This window comes from Pseudalkalibacillus hwajinpoensis, assembly GCF_015234585.1.
GTDB lineage: Bacteria > Bacillota > Bacilli > Bacillales > Guptibacillaceae > Guptibacillus > Guptibacillus hwajinpoensis_B.
Window position 1 is genome coordinate 516,169 of the sequence record NZ_JADFCM010000001.1, and the last position, 16,969, is coordinate 533,137.

Sequence of the window (16,969 nt, forward strand, 5' to 3'; positions counted from 1 at the left end):
GGTGGGAAATAATGGTGTCTGTCACCGCCCGAAAAAACTCAAGTTTTGTCGATCACTTCTCCCGTGCGTTGCCTACTTGTGGACAATTAATTTCAAGCAGTGATAAAATTAATAAGATGTGGATAAGTATGACAGGGAGAGGAGGGTTTGAGATGAGACAGGTGCTACTGCTGATGTTATTTGGTTTTCTCGTGTTTATATATCCAGCACAGCAATTAAATCAATATGATTATCATTCTGCCGATAAACCGACGATCAGTGAATTTGCTTATCTCCCAGATGCAAAGTTGATTCCTCCCCCGACATCAGTTTCTCTTCAGAAACAAAAGGTCATTGGTCCTTTTGTTCCGTTTACGAGTGAGCAGAACTTTCAGGATCATCTTACATATCCTCAAAAAAACATGATGCAAATAGAAGCTTTTCCTGATGCGAGAGGCTTCCTGAATGTATATGCTGTTCACTCTAATTACCTCATCAACCTTCTATAAACAATCATTCACTAATAGCAATGATGCCGAACTACTATGTCATTTTCTTGATAAGTTTAAAATGATGAATGCCCATAGTTGAGCGAAATAATGATGGCAAAGCAAGCTTGAACGTTTCGGATGGGCTGTTCTTTTAACCCTCCCAATTATGGGGAGGATTAAGCTCTCAGCGAAACTGTCTAGTCATCGTGTACTGCAGTTAGTGTTATCTTATTTTAAATAAGTACAATGTTTTGATAGATAAAGAGGAGGCAATATTTTGAGTGAAAGTAAACCGATAGAAGAGTTAATTAATGAAACGAAAATTCATAAAAAAACACCGCTTCAAGAAAAAGCGAGAAGAACGTTTATGATTACATTAGGTGCCGTTATTATGGCTGTTGGTCTAGAAGTTTTTCTAGTACCCAATCAGGTTATTGACGGAGGGATTGTTGGTATTTCCATTATGCTCTCCCATTTAAGTGGCATTAGCTTAGGAATTTTCTTATTCGTTCTTAACCTTCCGTTTATTTATATTGGCTACAAACAAATTGGCAAGACGTTCGCTTTCTCAACGCTGTACGGTATCGTGATTTTATCCATATCGACTGCGCTATTGCATCCTGTCCCGGCTTTTACTGATGACATTCTCTTAGCCACATTGTTTGGCGGAGTTGTCCTCGGAATTGGGGTCGGAATGGTCATTCGTTTTGGTGGATCACTTGATGGAACAGAAATTCTTGCGATTCTTGCGAGTAAAAAGCTTCCGTTCTCTGTTGGAGAAATTATCATGTTCGCGAACCTGTTCATTCTTGGTAGCGCAGGATTCGTATTCAGCTTTGATCGCGCGATGTATTCATTGCTCGCCTACTATGTTGCTTATAAAATGATCGATATTACGATCAAAGGTCTTGATGAATCAAAGTCCGTTTGGATTATTAGTGACAACCATAAAGAACTCGGCGATGCTATTTTAAGCCGCTTAGGCAGAGGGGTAACCTATTTGCACGGCGAGGGTGCTTTTTCTGGTGATGATAAGAAAGTGATTTTCTGTGTGATCACTCGACTAGAAGAAGCGAAATTAAAAGACATTGTCGCTGACCATGATGATTCGGCTTTCCTTGCGATGGCCGATATTGCAGAAGTAAGAGGCGGTCGCTTTAAGAAAAAAGATATTCATTAGTGATGATATAAAAGTCGTTTGAGAGTTGCAGAGGATGATCCTCTAGCGACTCTTTTTTATGTGTTGTGATTCACGCATTTGATTTATTTCGTGGGTGAGTGTTAATTCCTTTTGATCCTTTGCTCCTTTTATTGGTAAAATAATAGAAATATCTATTGAAGGCAGGTGTGTCGCGTGGTAGTTATCGTCGTTAAACTTTGTATATCAGCTTGTCTAGGACTCATGATTGGAATTGAACGCGAGTTAAAGCATAAGCCTCTAGGTTTAAAAACGTGTATGGTTATTGCAGTGAGCAGCTGCTTATTAACGATTGTTTCCATTGAATCCGCTGAAACGTACTCTCAGATATCTGACAACATCCGAACAGATCCAATGCGACTTGCTGCTCAAGTTGTTTCTGGGATTGGTTTTATCGGTGCGGGCGTTATTTTAAGACGAAATAACGATGCCATCTCAGGATTAACAACCGCGGCGATTATATGGGGAGCTTCTGGACTAGGTATCGCCGCAGGAGCGGGGTTTTATTTTGAAGCGTTTGTAGGGGCAAGCTTGATTCTGTTTAGCGTAAATATCCTTCCCTGGATTATCAAAAAAATTGGCCCTAGCCAGCTAAGACAGCGTGAGATGAGAGCAAAAATTACGCTTCGAAAAGGAACGAACATTACCGCATTTATGAAAACAATCCAGGCGGCCGATTTTGAAATCAAGCACGTTCGCGTTCGCGATACGAAGGAAAAAAACCATCAAATAGATTTGCGTCTGCTCACCTTTGAAGCGAATCATACGACTAGTATTTATCAGCAGCTAAGAGACATTGACGGAGCAACGTTTGTGGAGGTTGAGGGGTAGCGTGTGGCGGGGCACGAAGGTGCCTGTCACCGCCCGATTTAGCTCACATTCTGTCGAACTCTAAACTAAGTGCTTCGGAGTGGCCATTCGTCGTATTCTAATATTTCCTTCTCCTGAATAGAGTAATACAGAGATGCGCTACTTCTATTTTACGACGTTGGAGATGACGAACGATGGTAGTTGTGCTTATTAAACTATGTATTTCTGGTTTGCTCGGATTAATGATTGGGATTGAGCGCGAGTTAAAGCATAAGCCACTCGGTTTAAAGACTTGTATTGTCATCGCAGTAAGCAGCTGTTTGTTAACGATCGTGTCGATTGAATCGGCGGAAACGTTCGCGGAGCTTTCCCCGAATATTCGAACGGATCCAATGCGATTGGCGGCTCAAATTGTTTCTGGGATTGGTTTTATCGGTGCTGGTGTAATCTTGCGGCGAAATAATGATGCGATTTCTGGCTTAACAACTGCAGCGATTATTTGGGGAGCATCTGGATTAGGAATAGCAGCGGGTGCCGGTTTTTATTATGAAGCTTTTGTTGGTGCTGGATTGATTCTGTTCAGTGTGAATATTCTTCCATGGATCATCAAACGGATTGGACCAAAGGCACTTAGACAGCGGGAAATGCGTGCCAAAATCACGTTAAAGAAAAGTGTAGATGTGACTCATTTTATGAAAGCCATTGTGGCAAATGATTTTGAGATTCGACACGTTCGTGTGCGAGATACAAAAGATAGAAACCCGCAAGTTGAGTTGAAACTTATGACGTTTGAAAAAAATCATACGACGGATATTTATCAGCTTCTTCGAAAAGTGGAAGGCGTAAATGAAGTAGAGGTTGAAGGGTAAATGAGTCGTTGCGTGATCTAAAAAGGGAAGGAGGTAGCCATTTATGAGCCACCTCCTCTTTTTTATTTTTTCAACGGTGGTAGTAAGGAAAATTCATAGCCCTCGGCGCGGATTTTTTTGATTAGATCTGGGAGCACCTGGATAGTTTGTTGTAGTTCATGAAGGAGAATAATGGCACCATTTTCAAGGTTCTGAATCACATTTTGTAAGATTTCTTCCGGATGGCGTGCAAGTTCCCAATCCATTGAGCTAATTCGCCACATCACCGTTGTTAAGCCAAGATCCTGAGCTGCTTTAAATGTCTCAAGATTATATTGACCAAACGGCGGCCTAAAATAAGTCACAGGTGAGCCGGTGATTTCGTGGATTTTTAGCTTGCTGTATTCAAGCTCCTCAAACTGCTCGGCATAACTAAGTTTTGTTAAATTAGGATGTTTGCAAGAGTGGGTGCCAATTAGGTGACCTTCATCTAGTACTCTTTTCCAAGGTCTTTCTTTATAGAGGAGGCGTGACTGCCAGAAAAACATGGCTTGTACCTCTTCCTTTTTTAAAATATCGAGAAGTTTAGGAAGCACACGTCCTGGACCATCATCAAAGGTTAAGATGACTGTCTTATTTGCTCCTTTTTCTCCTGATGTAATGACGTTTTGATCAATAGAGTCGTACACGACCCTTGAGCTGTCAACGACTCATGGACTTTTAATCATCATCGTTTCCTCTTTTCTTTAGCTCTGCCAGACTTTTTTCGTACATGTTAACCATTGCTGAGATTTCTTGTGTCGCAGAATGGTGCTCTTCAACATACGTAGCTGCATTTTCACCTAGTACTTCTCGGAGAGACGCTTTATCGATTAAACGAATAGCATATGTTAAGAATTGATTGATGCCGTCATAAACGAATCCAGTCTCTTCGTTCGAAACGAGGCTCATGTTTCCTTTGTTTTTTGAGACGAGTACAGGTAAACCGAAACTCATCGCCTCGAGGATAGCAGAGGATTGTCCTTCGCTATGAGATGTATTAATTACAGCATCTGCATTACTGTATAATGCTTCCATGTCTTTATGAGGAATCACTCCTTTATAAGTCACCCAGTCACTGTTTTCTAAAACTAACTGCTGAACGAGCTCTCCCTCATCAGGCTCTATTATTGGGCCGACAATTGTTAAGTTAATGTTTGCGTTAGTTTTGCGTAATTCCAGTAGACTATTAATTGCGAACGGAATGTTTTTCACTTTTCGTATGCCTGCGGGAAAAAGAAAATGGAACGTGTCCGGTTTGGTTTTCTCTAGTACGTTTCTTTTTCTAGAGGTGCTCGTTCCCTGTGCAATCACATAAAGCTTATTTTCTAATTTTGGTAAAATATTGAGAACAATGCGCTTAGCCTTTTCATCAAAAACATGGACTGCTAACGCATTCGTTAAACAGGCAATAACATCGTTTTTTCTAGTTGGGTTCATTAGGTCATGGTTCAAATCCGTTCCCGTTAGTGTAACGGTATAACTTGTGATTGGAGGACTTATTGATTTTCTAAATTGATAAAAACGATAAGCATTAAAACCGTGAATCAAATCAGCATCTTTAAGGGAATGGTGATGATCGTCTTGCTCTGTTATAGAGATCACTTCCGTTTCGACACCAGCATGAATCAATCCATCAGCAATACGCCGAACGGTGATCGTATTGCCACGAAGCTGGTGAAAGAAAGGGGTAGCGAGGATTACTTTCATGCATGCTCATCCTTTAGTCATTTGGGTGGTGTGGGTGGTGACAGGCACTCCCCGATATTTGTCATATTGTGTACTCTCATCTTCCTTCTGATAAAGTTTGATTGAAGGAACAGTTGTGATTTTGGTTCGTACTGTATATTAGTTTACTAAAGATTAGGAGTGTGACAAATATGAAGGGGTTTTTTCGAAGGTTAATTGGATTAGAGAAATGTATGATTTGTCATAGGAAACCTACACGTCCTCAATATTATTTAGATGATGAGGGAAATCGGAAGCCGGTTTGTTTTAAATGTGTGTCCTATGCGGAGAGAAGGGCTTATCGGAAGGCGTAATGTGTGTTAAATAAACGTTTGTTTAATATCAAAATAAAAGAGTGAAGAGTCCTATGAATAGGGCGCTTCACTCTTTTAACGTAGGCCTTGATTTTTATGATAAACGGAATATGCTTGCCTGTACTTATTTAAGCTAGTTTACTGAGATATACAAAGAAAAACATGGCAGCATGTCATTATTTCTTTTACCCTTATAATGGTTCACTGCTATACTCATTAAGGAGTCCGCTGTGATAAACATTTCACTATGGTTGAAGAAGACCTTCTGGTTATAATAGAACGAGGTTTGTTTTGAAGGAGGAAAAGCATGAAGCAACACGAAGAAACGCCTAAAGATGATCCGCGATACCTCGTGGCCAATCGTGAAGCGCTTATTGGCGTTGGGCTTGTTTTAATAAATTTTATACTCTGGTATGGATTTGCCTACGGTTTTGGTTCAAAACCAGTAGAGGAGTATAGCTATATATGGGGATTACCAGCGTGGTTTTTCTACAGCTGTCTGCTTGGAACTGGGATTGTGATTGTCCTTGTAATTTTAGCGGTTGTCTTCTTGTTTAAAGAAGTTCCGTTTGATAAGGAGGAGGACGAATGAATTGGCAAGTTGTGATTCCTCTCCTTATTTTTCTTGTTATCATTTTTCTTATTGGTTTTTATGCCTCAACACATTTGAAATCGACTTCGAACTTTTTGCAAGAGTACTTTCTAGGTAGTCGGCAACTTGGTGGATTTATACTCGCGATGACGATGATTGCTACATATGGAAGTGCCAGTAGTTTTATCGGAGGCCCTGGTGTAGCTTACACGATGGGGCTGGGATGGGTGCTTTTATCGATGTCTCAGCTTGCCACTGGTTATTTCGTTTTATCTGTTCTTGGGAAAAAATTTGCGATTATGTCTCGGAAAATTCGGGCAGTAACGTTGATTGATTTCCTGAAGGAACGTTACCAAAGCAAAGCGGTTGTCATTTTATCTGCGCTTAGTATCATTATTTTCTTGTTTTCCGCGATGGCTGCTCAGTGGGTCGGTGGTGCAAGGCTCATTGAATCGCTGACGGGATTGCCTTATACGGGGGCACTGTTTATTTTTGCGGTGTCTGTTCTTGTGTATGTTATTATCGGAGGATTTCGCGCGGTTGCGATCACGGATACGGTTCAGGGCATCGTGATGTTAGGTGGAACGCTTGTTATCCTAATTGGAACGGTTATAGCGGGTGGTGGCGTTGAGAGCATTGTTACTACGCTTGCGTCTGAAAATCCTGACTTAATTTCTCCTTTTGGTGCTGATCGATCTTTAACACCACTGTATGTATCGTCTTTCTGGATTCTCGTGGGCGTAGGGGTTGTTGGTTTGCCACAGGTGGCCGTTCGAGCGATGTCTTATAAAAGCTCAAAAGGCATGCATCGTGCTTTAATAATTGGAACGGTCGTAGTTGGCGTCATTATGCTCGGAATGCATCTCACTGGGGTGTTTGCACGCGCGGTGCTTCCTGGAATTGAGGTAGGAGATACGGTTATGCCGAGAATTGCCCTAGAAGTGCTACCATCCTGGCTCGCGGGAATTGTTTTGGCTGCTCCTATGGCTGCTATCATGTCGACAGTGGATTCGCTGTTGCTACTTGTTAGTTCTGCCATCGTGAAAGACGTCTACCTGAATTACGTGAAGCCTGAAGCGAGCGATCAAACGATCAAGCGAATTAGCGTAGGTGTGACAATGGTATTGGGAATATTGGTGTTTGCAATGGCTGTTAACCCTCCGGAACTTCTCATTTGGTTAAACTTATTCTCTTTTGGAGGCCTTGAAGCTGCGTTCATCTGGCCGGTTGTTATGGGACTTTATTGGAAGAAGGGAAATGCGAGCGGTGCGATGGCTTCCATTCTTGTTGGAGTTGGAAGCTATATTGGATTTAATACATTTATGCCAAATGCATTTGGGATGCATACGGTTGTGCTGCCGGTACTTCTTTCGTTTCTTAGTTATGTGAGCGTGAGTTTGATGACGGGGAGGCGTCATAAGGAAGTACAGGATGCTGTGGTACTGAAGCTGTGGAAGGCGTGAAGGTGTGACGGTGCCTGTCACCACTCGTTATTTGTCACTTCATGTCGAGCTAAACTAAACTCGACTAATGACCTATCCTTTTTAATCAGATGTCTATGATAAAATGAATAGTATCAGCTGCAAAGCAGGGTGGGCGGCGGTACCCCGTTTATGAAAGGGGGTGCTGCCTATAATGATGAGCACATACGAGGCGCTTGTATTGATGATCAGTTTTGCTTCTCTCGTGGTCACGATTATTACTGTTTCCAGTAATAAAAAGAAGTAACCCACCCTGCCCCGGCCAAGGATTAAGGTGAGTTACTTTTTGCCTTTTGAGCCGCCGCTCGTCATGCGGAGCAGCTGTATGGACGCTGGTGCGAAAGCACCGGCGTTCTTTTTTTATACTTTATGTTATCTAGCTCTATTATATGCAATGAAGGGTGCTGTGGCAAGAGGGTGATGGTATGATGTTGCCTGTCACCACCCGTTTTTTGGTGGATAATGTCGAATGCATACCATGTCATTTGGGGCAATATCTTGCCTGAATAGACGAAGTATATATAATAACCAGCTAATACCTTACGTTTTGTATAATGTGCGATGGCATTCGCTTTGCTATAGTGAATAAAAAGCCGAAAAGGATGAGTGTGAATGGGGATTAACCGAAGTCGTTTACAGAGTCATCTTGAAGAACTCGCTAAGATTGGAAAGATTGGGGAAACAGGAGTCTGTCGTCTTGCTCACTCGAAAGAAGATCGGGAAGCTGTGGAAGTTGTAAAGGGATGGATGGAAGAGTCTGGACTAACTGCTCGAATTGATGGTTTTGGGAATTTAATTGGCAGAATAGAAGGCTCAGAAAAAGATAAGGCAATCCTCATGCTTGGCTCTCACATCGATTCTCAACCTTATGGCGGTCGCTTTGACGGCACGGCTGGAGCTCTTGGAGCGATTGAAGTTGTACATACGATGAAGGACAACGGCGTATTACCAAAGCGAACGATCGAAGTGGTTTGTTTCTCTGATGAAGAGGGTTCACGTTTTAATAAAGGTGTTTTCGGAGTTCGGGCTCTTGCTGGCCTTTTAGAAGATGGTGAACTCGAGCGAAAAGATAAGAAAGGGATGACACGAAAAGAAGCACTGAAAGAATTCGGTGTCGAGCCTGATCTTTCACAAAGCCCGGTATACAAGAAAGGCGATATTGAAGCGTTTCTCGAGCTTCATATTGAACAGGGACCGGTTCTGGAATCTAAAGACAAACCTGTAGGAATTGTTTCGGGAATTTCAGGTCCTATCTGGTTAACCGTTACACTTGAAGGATTCGCTGGACATGCAGGTTCTGTTCCGATGCCGTTACGAAAAGATGCGATGGTTGGAGCCAGTGAGATCATTACGAAATTTGATCAGTTAATAAAAGAAGAGGGGAAAGAAACAACGGTTGGGACTGTGGGAAGTGTGCAGGTATTTCCGAATTCACGTAACATCATTCCTGAAAAAGTTGAATTTACAATGGATTTGCGTGACATCGACCTGGAGCACCGTACGATGCTTGAGAAAAAGCTTTACACGATCATTGAAGAAGCCGCCACGACTTACAAACTTATCTATACGATCACCGAAGATACAAGAAGTGAGCCGCGCTATTGTGCTGACTGGATTAAAGAAATCATGAGTGAAGAGGATAAAGCGCTCGGTTTCGAATCCCCTGTTTTAATGAGCGGACCATTCCATGATGCTCTGTTTATGTCGTATATCAGTGATTATGGGATGATTTTTGTTCGATGTGAAAAGGGGATTAGCCATAACCCGCTTGAGTTTGCGGAAATGGATGATATTGAGAAAGGAGTGCAATTGCTTTATCAAACAGCAGTGCGGATTGCGCAGAAGGAGTAAAATTCGCAGATAATGAAGTTGTTTCATGAAGGAGTTTCACATTTTCAACTTTTTTGGTCACCGTAGTAAATAGAAAAGTCGGTATGCTTTCATTGGCATGCCGACTTTTTCTGTAAATCTATAAAAAATGAGAAGATTAATGATCACTTAGCTTTTCAAAAATGATAATCGCTTGCTTAATTTCTTGAGGAATCGCTTTTGCATGACCGGTTGTTGAGTCAAAATTCACCTGGATGACCTCTGCTTTTACAAGAGTTTCCTCATTTCTTGTTATAGTGTGATCAAGTTGAAAACTACTCTGACCTATTTTAGTAATTCGGCAGTACACATCAAGGAGATCATCCAATTTTGCTGGTTTGATGAATTCAATCGTTATTTTCCTTAACACCGGATCAAACAACTGATCTTCAGCTAGTTTCTGTAATCGATCACCTAAGACGTGTCGGAAATACTCAGTTGTAGCAATGTCGATATAAGTAGAATAGTGGGCATTGAATACAATTTTTTGACCGTCGATTTCGGAGTAACGAACGCGGATGGGAAAAGAAAAGTGATAGTTATGTAACATGGTTTACCTCAACTTTCGATTTTCTTTATTTTATCACAATATTCCGTTATTATTTTGCGTATCGCTTCGAAATTTCCCGGGTAATGTCTCTATGTGGAAGAGGAATTTCGTTTTTATTCGTGAAACATGTAGGATAGAGACAATTTGAGTTAAGGAGTGGAATGTGGATGAAACCCAAAGTGTATATTACGAGGAAGTTGCCAGATGAAATTGTGAAGCCTATTCGTGAAACATGTGAAGTAAGGATGTGGGACAAGGAAAAAGAACCAGTGCCGCACGCTGTCTTAGAAGAAGAAATTAAGCGTGTGGACGGGCTTTTTTGTATGTTAACTGAACAAGTAGATCACTCACTTCTAAAAAAAGCCAACAACCTGAAAGTAGTAGCCAATATGGCTGTAGGTTATAACAACATTGATATTGAAGCAGCTAAAGAATGCGGGATTGTTGTGACGAATACTCCGGGGGTTCTGACGGAAACAACAGCCGACTTAACCTTTGCTTTACTAATGGCTACCGCACGCCGAATTCCTGAAGCATCCAATTATTTGCGTGAAGGAAACTGGGAAGCCTGGTCACCTATGCAGCTAACAGGGCAGGATATCTATGGGGCGACATTAGGGATTATAGGCATGGGGAGAATTGGGGAAGCTGTGGCGAAAAGAGCTAGAGGATTTGATATGAATGTGGTTTATCACAACCGTCGTCGGAATCAGGAAGCAGAAAGTAGATTAGATCTTCAGTTTAAAGAGTTTGAAGAGCTTTTAAAGGAGTCTGATTTTGTATGTGTTTTGACCCCATTAACGCCTGAAACTGAGAATTTAATTGGGGTAGAGCAGCTTGAAACGATGAAGAGGAGCGCTGTTTTAATCAACACAGCAAGAGGAGGAATTGTAAATGAAGATGCTCTTTATGAAGCCCTAACGAATGGTGTTATATGGGCTGCGGGTTTAGATGTTTTTAAGGAAGAGCCAGTACCGCTTGATCATCCCTTGCTTCGTCTTTCAAACGTCGTTACCCTTCCTCATATAGGGAGTGCAAGTGTAAAAACAAGGTTGAGAATGGCAGAAGTCGCTGCTATGAACTTATTGAAAGTACTTGAAGGAGAAGAGGCGCCAAATAAGGTGTAGAGGCAATGGTGCCTGTCACCACCCGATACCACCGGATTGGTGCCGAATGCCATATAAAAGAACAGGCACAATGGCCTGTTCTTTTATATGGCATAAAGTTAGTTGATTTCCATCACATTCTTAAAGTCTTCAATTGTATTATAAGGTCTCACGGAATTTCGGTGAATCTGTAGCGTGTCATCTCCGGGCTGAACGTAGCCAGCTTGTACAGTAAAAGCAAAGTCGATTCCAGCAACATCCATTGCTTCCATCGTCTGTTCATCGTAAGCCCCATAAGGATAAGCAAGTGCGTTTGTATCACCAATTAATTCAATGCTTGTTTCTACATCTTCTTGAATTTCAGGAAGAGATTTTGAGATTAGATAAGGTGTGCCGTTATCCAAATTGTGAAAACTGTTGGTATGGCTTGCATATTCGAAGACGTCGCTTGCTGCTTCAATTTCTTGATGACTGAGATATTGATTTGTATCAGTATTATATGGAACGGTTTTGTCTTTATTTCGATTCGTAATCAAAAATTCAACAGCGTGAAAATCATATTTCTTCAATACCGGATAAGCTTCTATGTAATTATTCTTATGACCATCGTCAAACGTAAGTAAAACACTTTTTTCAGGGACAGGTATTTCGCTAGTTATATATTTTTCGAATTCCTCAAGCGTTAACGTAAAAAAACCATTTTCATGCAAAACATTCATTTGTTGCTTAAAGTCTTCAAGTAAAACAATGGTGCTTGATAGATTACCATCATCGCCATAGTGTCTCTCTTTCAAATTTTCTTTTGAGATTATATTATGATAGGTTAACACAGGTATATGAGGAGCAGCTCCTCTTTCAGCAGCTTCTTCTAGTTTTTGAATTCTAAGTTCTTGCTCATTAATTTTTTCTTCTTCATGATCTTCTTGATGAGAAGCTTCAGCTGTAGAACTGCTTTCATTAGTAGATAATGTAACTTGATCTAGATCAATAGTGCCCATGTCGCCCCATCCAAACCCTACTAAACTCCCGATTATAGCTAGTAAAACAAAGCTAAATAAGTAAATTTTTTTCATTTATATCCCCCTTTTTGCCCGATACTTCCCTATACTACCATTAATTTGGTTTAATTTGGTATTAAAATTGCGAGTGCCTGTCACTCCCCGAATCCTGTCGATAAAATTTGATTGACGAGTAAGAGGGGGAAGATTATTCTTGGAGAAAGAGAAGATTACTGACAAGGGAGGAAGAAAAATGACGAAGCTACTTTGTTACAGGAATCTATTAAATCCACATGCAACAACACTAATGATATGGTGAGAAAACCACGAGTTTGGCTACCGAATCATTTCTATCACATCGTGAGTCGAGGAAATCGTAAAGAACTTTTGTTCTACGATAACAGAGATTATCGAACGTTTTTGTCTATCCTCGATCAAGTCTTCGAAACACACCCGTTTGAGTTAGCTTCTTATTGTTTAATGAACAACCACTATCATCTTCAACTTCGCTCCAAAGAACATTCCATTTCAAAGATCATGTCACTCATTAACAAACGATACGCGACTTATTTCAATGGAAGATATGAGTTAACTGGCCACGTTTTTGAAAAACGCTATTTTGATGAACCGTTAAATAGCTCATCAAACATGCTTGAAGTTAGCCGTTATATTCATTTGAATCCCGTAAAAGCAAACCTTGTCTCAGACCCAGAAGATTATCCATGGTCGAGCTATCACTACTACCGTTTACGTAATAAACCTAATAAACCCTACCTTTATTTACTTCCGTTAATTGAAGGCTATCCTGGGACTATCCATCAAAAGAAAAAGCAGTACTGTAAGTTCGTGATGGCACGAAGAGATGTTATTGTGCAATCCCTTTTATCACAGAAGGAAGGTTTAAGCTAATTTCAAAATAAAAAAGATGCCGATTTTATCCGGCACCTCCCCTTAATCAAACGTTTGTTTAATCTTCTATTTCTACTTGTAATCCCACAAGACCTTGTATTCTCCCTCTTCTTTTATTACAAACACTTCCTGAACGAGATCAAAATTTCCAAACTGATCGTGAAACTGAAGCGTGACTTTCATTGTGTAAACTTTTTTCATGATGACTCCATTTACTCCAGAACGCCAATTTTTCTTTGTTTTTACTTTGCCAATATCGAACGTAAACGAGGTAGCGCCAATATCTTGTGTAATCAGCTGTGAGCGTAATTGACTGTACTGTTCATCTGAAAACCGATTCTGCATTTCTGGATGAAAAAGGTTCCAGGCTTTTTTGAAATCACCACTTTGCTCATATAAATAGAATTCCTTAACAGTTGCTAAGGCTTGTGATTTAGGCTGTTGCCAGATCCAAATAGCGATGCTGCCACCGAGAAGCAGCAAGACGATTAAGCTAAAAATAACCTTTCCTGAACCTCCGCGCTTCCTCCTCGTTTTAAAGTATGACAACGTCTCGTCCTCCCTGAAGCTTGACTATTAAAGTGTATGACGGGCGGAAGTTGTCCCATTCGAAGACATATTTCACTAAATTTTAATCTTTCCTCAGAGAGTTTCACGATATAATGGTTTAGGAATTGACTTTTTATAAAGTTGGAGGGAAACAATGAAGCGAAAGTTACTTTGGATGATCATGCCTATGTTGATCGTGGTAGCGGCATGTTCTGAATTAAATCGAGATAAAACGACGTCTGAATCACATAAAGAAGCTAGTGCAGAAAATCAAGGAACAGACACCGACGTTCTTACAGAAGAAGACCAATTGTGGGAACTCCTCTATCAGAATGGTTCAGATGAAACGACATTAAAGGAGATGGAGGATCTTTTTCATGAGGGCGTTTCGCCAGATACAGTAAACAATGATGGCGTATCACCAATCACTTATGCGGTCATGGAAGGAGATAGCAAGCTTGTTGAGTTCCTACTTCTGAATGGGGTAGAGGTACATGATCATGAAGAATCGGATCACGATGGGGATGCTGAAGTAAATCATGAGAAAAATGAGAACCTTCTAGAAGTAGCAGTCGAACAAGGAAATAACGAAATTGTTGACTTGCTATTAAAAATGGGTGCTCATTTTGAAATCGGAAATGAGAAAATGTTAGTCAAAGCTGTAAAGGAAGAAAACATCGAGCTCATCAAAATTTTATTACACAATGGTTATAATCCGAACCTAGAAATAGAAGTGGAAGGCGAGCATGATACTTTATTAACTTATTCCATCGCACAAGGAAATGAAGAAACAAGTGCATTACTCCTTGATTCTGGAGCAAATCCAAACTTTACGGTAGAAAAAAACGATGAAAGTGCGCTAGTTACGGCAGTCACCAAAGAAAAGTCTACCGAACTTGTTTCTTTGCTACTAGGTAGAGGTGGGGATGCGAATGCTCGTTATGAAGGAGATCCATTGCTATTTGAAGCAATCAAACAAGACAATCCTTCCCTTGTTGAAGCTTTCCTCGTAGCGGGAGCCCTTCCTTCTTCTATTGAGGAAAGTGAAGAGGCATTTGCGTTAGCGGAAGAGAGCGATCATACTGCGATTGCAGAGCTCCTTCAGCAATATGGCTGGTAAACGTCCAAAAGGTATTCGTTGGTAGTTACCAACGAATACCTTTTTTGTGATTATTTACTATGAAGTACATCACTCAAACGATCAGGGTAGTTCGTAAATATCCCCGTTACGCCCCAGTCTAATAAGCGCGTCATTTGGTCTTTCTCATTCACTGTATAAGGATGAATGAGTAAACCAGCGCTTCTTACTTTTTGTACGTACGTTTCGTCAATTTTTGAAGCAGACATTCCGACGCCGACTGCATACTCAGTTAGTTCTTGAAGTTCTCCCTCAGAAATTGTTGCTGGCTCTTTATATGAGATGAGCTGAATAAGCGGTAAATTAGGATTGAGGTTATGCATTTTCAATAGACTTTCCTGACTAAAAGATTGAATAAGCACTTTACTAGATCGTTCATTAACACCTGTTAAATTGTACTTGTTAAGAATGCGAAGGAGCTCTTCTTCCATACCAGGATATACCTCGGGAGATTTTGTCTCAATATAATAGCGAGCATCCTTCCCGAATGTTTGGAGTACTTGTTCAAGAGTAGGCACTTGAAGCCCTTCGTAAGCAGGATTAGCTTTCTCAGGATATTTTTCATTAAACCAGCTACCTGCATCTAACTCTTTTAGCTGCTCAAGTGTATAGTCTTTTACAAGGCCTGTCCCGTTTGTGGTCCGATCAACTGATTCATCATGCATGGCAATGAGTTTACCATCCTTCGTCATCTGAAGGTCGATTTCAATGTAATCGCCTTTCATTTCATCCCCAAGTTTATAGGATGCAAGTGTGTGTTCAGGAGCATGTCCAGAAGCACCTCTGTGAGCTACGTTTAATAGTTTGTTAGAGTTCATGCCTGGAGACTTGTCCTTTTCAACTGCTGAGGCAGCTCCAGTCGGGAGCATACTTGCAAATAAGAAAATGCTCATTGATAATGCTGCAATTTTAATTCTCCGCTTCATCTTCATCACTATCATCCTTTCAAAATCGATTCAACTGATAGTATATTCAATGAATGTAAATGGTGATTTACATAAGTCGGATTTTTAAATAGAAAAGGGGCGAATTCAATTGTTTTGTTAGAAGCGTTGAAGTGGAGGTTAGGAGGGATGGACAGGAAAAAATGAGGGGAAGGTCTCTTGAAAGGTGCTAATAAACTCGTATAGTGGTACAAAAGTGAGGGGAAAATAGGATTCGTGGTATCAGGACTTTTAGCATGAGAATATTAATAATTTCGACATAAACCGCGGGTGACAGGCACCATTAAACAGGCACCATTAAAACCACCGCAGGCACGCCCTGCGGTGGTTTGATTTTAATCCTTCCTAGCAACAGACTTTCTTTCAACTAGTTCTGTAGGAAGTTTATAATAGCGATCCACTTTCTCGAGTGAAAGCTGCTGGAAGATAAGGTGAACGGCAAGAGCGCCGGCCTCATATTTGGGTTGTTTAATCGTTGTTAGTGGTGGTGAGACATATTCCGATAGCTGGATGTCATCAAAGCCAATGATGGAAATATCATCTGGGACAGAGATTTTCTTTTCGTTAAATGCCTGAATGCCTCCGATCGCCATTTCATCATTTCCGTAGAAAACAGCTGTCGGTAGGTTGCCTTGAGCAATTAGCATTTTTGTTGCACGATAGCCACCTTCTCTAGTGAAGTCACCTGAGATTTTCCATCTCGTTTGAAAACGAAGCTCGTGTTCCTTTAATGCTTGTTCATATCCTTTGAAGCGCATTTTATTGTCATGAGAATCATATGGGCCGCTAATATAAGCGATATCCTTATGACCATTCTGAATTAACTGTTCCGTTGCGAGATAACCACCCTGAATGTTATCGACCTCTACTTGAATAACGTGATCATTGTTTAATGTTCGATCAAGTACGACCAGAGGAAAGCCTTCACGAGCTGCTTCACTGATGATTTCATCAGTTATGTTGTGAGCTAAAATAATTGCCCCATCAACGCGCTTTTCCGTTAGAAATTTTACCGCAGTGGATTGAGCGCCACCTATCGAGCTACAGGCGATCAAGTCAAAACCATTTGTCATGGTTACTTCTTGAACGCCCTTAATCAGCTCAGAGTAATAAGGTCCTGAAAGATCCTTTAGAATCAATGCAATCGTATTTGTTTTTGTTCGCTTTAGGTCAGAAGCAAAGCCGTTTTTTTGATAGTTTAGTTCTCTGGCGGCGTCTTGCACTTTTTTCACCGTTGCAGGACTAACTTTTTTTATGTTATTCAATGCGTAGGAGGCCGTTGAGACGGCTACACCTGCGCGTTTTGCTACGTCCTTTATCGTTGCCATCTTTTCACATCCTCTATCTAGACAACTTTATAATATGTTTACTTTAAGTGTACAACTAATTGTTAGCAATTGTCAGGTGAATCATTTGCCCCACTTCT

At 40.8% G+C, this 16,969-nt stretch carries 18 protein-coding genes; 11 read left to right on the forward strand and 7 right to left on the reverse strand.

All coding sequences use genetic code 11. The features are described 5' to 3' along the window. Positions 1 to 152 precede the first annotated feature (152 nt). The 4 genes from IQ283_RS02515 (at position 153) to IQ283_RS02530 (ending at position 3,347) form a co-directional block, all read left to right on the forward strand. Positions 153 to 488: a hypothetical protein gene (locus IQ283_RS02515; RefSeq protein WP_194218585.1), complete on the forward strand. Its 336-nt coding sequence runs from the start codon at positions 153 to 155 to the stop codon at positions 486 to 488. Between the two features lie 349 nt (positions 489 to 837). Continuing rightward, complete coding sequence (locus IQ283_RS02520) at positions 838 to 1,650, forward strand: YitT family protein (protein WP_194219568.1); 813 nt, start codon at positions 838 to 840, stop codon at positions 1,648 to 1,650. A 174-nt stretch (positions 1,651 to 1,824) separates the two neighbouring features. Further along, the gene (locus IQ283_RS02525) at positions 1,825 to 2,499 is read left to right on the forward strand and encodes an MgtC/SapB family protein (RefSeq protein ID WP_194218586.1); all 675 of its coding nucleotides are present in this window, start codon (positions 1,825 to 1,827) and stop codon (positions 2,497 to 2,499) included. A 173-nt stretch (positions 2,500 to 2,672) separates the two neighbouring features. Next, positions 2,673 to 3,347: an MgtC/SapB family protein gene (locus IQ283_RS02530; RefSeq protein WP_194218587.1), complete on the forward strand. Its 675-nt coding sequence runs from the start codon at positions 2,673 to 2,675 to the stop codon at positions 3,345 to 3,347. A 62-nt stretch (positions 3,348 to 3,409) separates the two neighbouring features. Here IQ283_RS02530 and IQ283_RS02535 read toward each other — a convergent pair whose 3' ends face one another. Then, entirely contained in the window at positions 3,410 to 4,015 is a 606-nt protein-coding gene (locus tag IQ283_RS02535) for a polysaccharide deacetylase family protein (RefSeq protein ID WP_242057219.1), read from the reverse strand. A gap of 31 nt (positions 4,016 to 4,046) precedes the next feature. Further along, positions 4,047 to 5,075, reverse strand: a complete 1,029-nt coding sequence (locus IQ283_RS02540; RefSeq protein WP_194218588.1) for a glycosyltransferase — start codon at positions 5,073 to 5,075, stop codon at positions 4,047 to 4,049. A gap of 639 nt (positions 5,076 to 5,714) precedes the next feature. On the opposite strand from IQ283_RS02540, the gene IQ283_RS02545 reads away from it, so the two are divergent. The 4 genes from IQ283_RS02545 (at position 5,715) to IQ283_RS02555 (ending at position 9,331) form a co-directional block, all read left to right on the forward strand. After that, positions 5,715 to 5,999: a YhdT family protein gene (locus IQ283_RS02545; RefSeq protein ID WP_194218589.1), complete on the forward strand. Its 285-nt coding sequence runs from the start codon at positions 5,715 to 5,717 to the stop codon at positions 5,997 to 5,999. Further along, positions 5,996 to 7,462 (forward strand): sodium/pantothenate symporter, encoded by a 1,467-nt coding sequence (panF, locus tag IQ283_RS02550; RefSeq protein ID WP_194218590.1) that lies wholly within the window; start codon positions 5,996 to 5,998, stop codon positions 7,460 to 7,462. Before IQ283_RS02545 ends, panF begins: the two co-directional genes overlap by 4 nt. 172 nt (positions 7,463 to 7,634) lie before the next feature. Further along, positions 7,635 to 7,727: a putative holin-like toxin gene (locus tag IQ283_RS24060; protein WP_242057220.1), complete on the forward strand. Its 93-nt coding sequence runs from the start codon at positions 7,635 to 7,637 to the stop codon at positions 7,725 to 7,727. A 365-nt stretch (positions 7,728 to 8,092) separates the two neighbouring features. Next, on the forward strand, positions 8,093 to 9,331 hold the full coding sequence (locus tag IQ283_RS02555; RefSeq protein WP_194218591.1) for a Zn-dependent hydrolase: 1,239 nt from the start codon (positions 8,093 to 8,095) through the stop codon (positions 9,329 to 9,331). 136 nt (positions 9,332 to 9,467) lie between these two features. Here IQ283_RS02555 and IQ283_RS02560 read toward each other — a convergent pair whose 3' ends face one another. After that, complete coding sequence (locus tag IQ283_RS02560; RefSeq protein ID WP_194218592.1) at positions 9,468 to 9,899, reverse strand: acyl-CoA thioesterase; 432 nt, start codon at positions 9,897 to 9,899, stop codon at positions 9,468 to 9,470. A gap of 167 nt (positions 9,900 to 10,066) precedes the next feature. On the opposite strand from IQ283_RS02560, the gene IQ283_RS02565 reads away from it, so the two are divergent. Beyond that, positions 10,067 to 11,026 carry a 2-hydroxyacid dehydrogenase gene (locus IQ283_RS02565; protein ID WP_194218593.1) on the forward strand — a complete coding sequence of 320 codons (960 nt, stop codon included), beginning with the start codon at positions 10,067 to 10,069 and terminating at the stop codon, positions 11,024 to 11,026. Between the two features lie 98 nt (positions 11,027 to 11,124). Here IQ283_RS02565 and IQ283_RS02570 read toward each other — a convergent pair whose 3' ends face one another. Continuing rightward, positions 11,125 to 12,078 carry a polysaccharide deacetylase family protein gene (locus IQ283_RS02570; RefSeq protein ID WP_194218594.1) on the reverse strand — a complete coding sequence of 318 codons (954 nt, stop codon included), beginning with the start codon at positions 12,076 to 12,078 and terminating at the stop codon, positions 11,125 to 11,127. Positions 12,079 to 12,270: 192 nt separating this feature from the next. Here IQ283_RS02570 and IQ283_RS02575 point away from each other — a divergent pair, with 192 nt between their 5' ends. Then, entirely contained in the window at positions 12,271 to 12,912 is a 642-nt protein-coding gene (locus IQ283_RS02575; protein WP_322097927.1) for an REP-associated tyrosine transposase, read from the forward strand. 72 nt (positions 12,913 to 12,984) lie between these two features. On the opposite strand, the gene IQ283_RS02580 is transcribed toward IQ283_RS02575, so the two are convergent. Next, the gene (locus IQ283_RS02580; protein ID WP_194218595.1) at positions 12,985 to 13,461 is read right to left on the reverse strand and encodes a hypothetical protein; all 477 of its coding nucleotides are present in this window, start codon (positions 13,459 to 13,461) and stop codon (positions 12,985 to 12,987) included. Positions 13,462 to 13,615: 154 nt separating this feature from the next. Between IQ283_RS02580 and IQ283_RS02585 the strand changes: the two genes are divergently transcribed. Beyond that, positions 13,616 to 14,581 (forward strand): ankyrin repeat domain-containing protein, encoded by a 966-nt coding sequence (locus IQ283_RS02585; protein ID WP_194218596.1) that lies wholly within the window; start codon positions 13,616 to 13,618, stop codon positions 14,579 to 14,581. A 50-nt stretch (positions 14,582 to 14,631) separates the two neighbouring features. On the opposite strand, the gene IQ283_RS02590 is transcribed toward IQ283_RS02585, so the two are convergent. Both IQ283_RS02590 and IQ283_RS02595 read right to left on the reverse strand, forming a co-directional pair. Then, a complete protein-coding gene (locus IQ283_RS02590) occupies positions 14,632 to 15,531 on the reverse strand; it encodes a glycerophosphodiester phosphodiesterase (RefSeq protein ID WP_408962559.1) in 900 nt (299 codons plus the stop codon). Between the two features lie 347 nt (positions 15,532 to 15,878). Continuing rightward, positions 15,879 to 16,871, reverse strand: coding sequence for a LacI family DNA-binding transcriptional regulator (locus tag IQ283_RS02595; protein ID WP_194218597.1), 993 nt, complete (start codon positions 16,869 to 16,871; stop codon positions 15,879 to 15,881). Positions 16,872 to 16,969: the final 98 nt, after the last annotated feature.

Excerpts from the sequence above, each read along its gene's own strand:
- IQ283_RS02530 (WP_194218587.1), top strand. The coding sequence starts at position 2,673 with ATGGTAGTTGTGCTTATTAAACTATGTATTTCTGGTTTGCTCGGATTA.
- IQ283_RS02545 (WP_194218589.1), top strand. The coding sequence starts at position 5,715 with ATGAAGCAACACGAAGAAACGCCTAAAGATGATCCGCGATACCTCGTG.
- IQ283_RS24060 (WP_242057220.1), top strand. The coding sequence starts at position 7,635 with ATGATGAGCACATACGAGGCGCTTGTATTGATGATCAGTTTTGCTTCT.
- panF (WP_194218590.1), top strand. The coding sequence starts at position 5,996 with ATGAATTGGCAAGTTGTGATTCCTCTCCTTATTTTTCTTGTTATCATT.
- IQ283_RS02595 (WP_194218597.1), bottom strand. The coding sequence starts at position 16,871 with ATGGCAACGATAAAGGACGTAGCAAAACGCGCAGGTGTAGCCGTCTCA.
- IQ283_RS02520 (WP_194219568.1), top strand. The coding sequence starts at position 838 with ATGATTACATTAGGTGCCGTTATTATGGCTGTTGGTCTAGAAGTTTTT.
- IQ283_RS02515 (WP_194218585.1), top strand. The coding sequence starts at position 153 with ATGAGACAGGTGCTACTGCTGATGTTATTTGGTTTTCTCGTGTTTATA.
- IQ283_RS02565 (WP_194218593.1), top strand. The coding sequence starts at position 10,067 with ATGAAACCCAAAGTGTATATTACGAGGAAGTTGCCAGATGAAATTGTG.
- IQ283_RS02590 (WP_408962559.1), bottom strand. The coding sequence starts at position 15,531 with ATGAAGATGAAGCGGAGAATTAAAATTGCAGCATTATCAATGAGCATT.
- IQ283_RS02555 (WP_194218591.1), top strand. The coding sequence starts at position 8,093 with ATGGGGATTAACCGAAGTCGTTTACAGAGTCATCTTGAAGAACTCGCT.
- IQ283_RS02585 (WP_194218596.1), top strand. The coding sequence starts at position 13,616 with ATGAAGCGAAAGTTACTTTGGATGATCATGCCTATGTTGATCGTGGTA.
- IQ283_RS02570 (WP_194218594.1), bottom strand. The coding sequence starts at position 12,078 with ATGAAAAAAATTTACTTATTTAGCTTTGTTTTACTAGCTATAATCGGG.
- IQ283_RS02560 (WP_194218592.1), bottom strand. The coding sequence starts at position 9,899 with ATGTTACATAACTATCACTTTTCTTTTCCCATCCGCGTTCGTTACTCC.
- IQ283_RS02540 (WP_194218588.1), bottom strand. The coding sequence starts at position 5,075 with ATGAAAGTAATCCTCGCTACCCCTTTCTTTCACCAGCTTCGTGGCAAT.